General features: G+C 71.8%; 1 protein-coding gene. It reads left to right on the forward strand.

Translation table 11 applies throughout. The features are described 5' to 3' along the window. Positions 1-507, forward strand: a 507-nt coding sequence (locus tag FLQ44_RS17070; protein WP_147695367.1) for an AMP-binding protein, incomplete at both ends; no start/stop codon positions are given.

Below are 507 nucleotides of genomic sequence, written 5' to 3' on the forward strand. Positions count from 1 at the left end.
TATGCCAGCGACGCGCGGAGTCCGCTCCAGCACACGAGCATTGACGCCCTGCTCTCTGCACAGGCGGCCGCCACGCCGGAGCGTGAGGCCCTGTGCTTCGAAGGCCAGCGCCTCAGCTATGCCGAGCTGGATGCACGCGCCGCACGGCTGGCGCGGCGACTCGCGGCCGCGGGGGTCAAGCCCGGCGACCGCATTGGCCTGCTGCTGCAGCGCGGTGTCGAGCTGGTCGTCGGCCTTATCGCCACGCTCAAGGCGGGCGCGGCCTATGTGCCGCTGGATCCGCTGTATCCCGCCGAGCGCCTGCGCTACATGGCCGAGGACGCGCGGATCGCCCTGCTGCTGACCGACGCCGCCGCCGCGCCGCTGATCGCGCACGCCAACACGCTGGACATCAACGCCGACAGCGCCGAGGCCGAGCTGCCGCCGCGCGCGCCGGATCCCGATGCGCTGGCCTATCTGATCTACACCTCGGGCAGCACCGGCCAACCCAAAGGCGTGATGGTTCGC

It is taken from the genome of Vogesella mureinivorans (assembly GCF_007644035.1).
In the GTDB taxonomy this organism is placed as follows: Bacteria; Pseudomonadota; Gammaproteobacteria; order Burkholderiales; family Chromobacteriaceae; genus Vogesella; species Vogesella mureinivorans.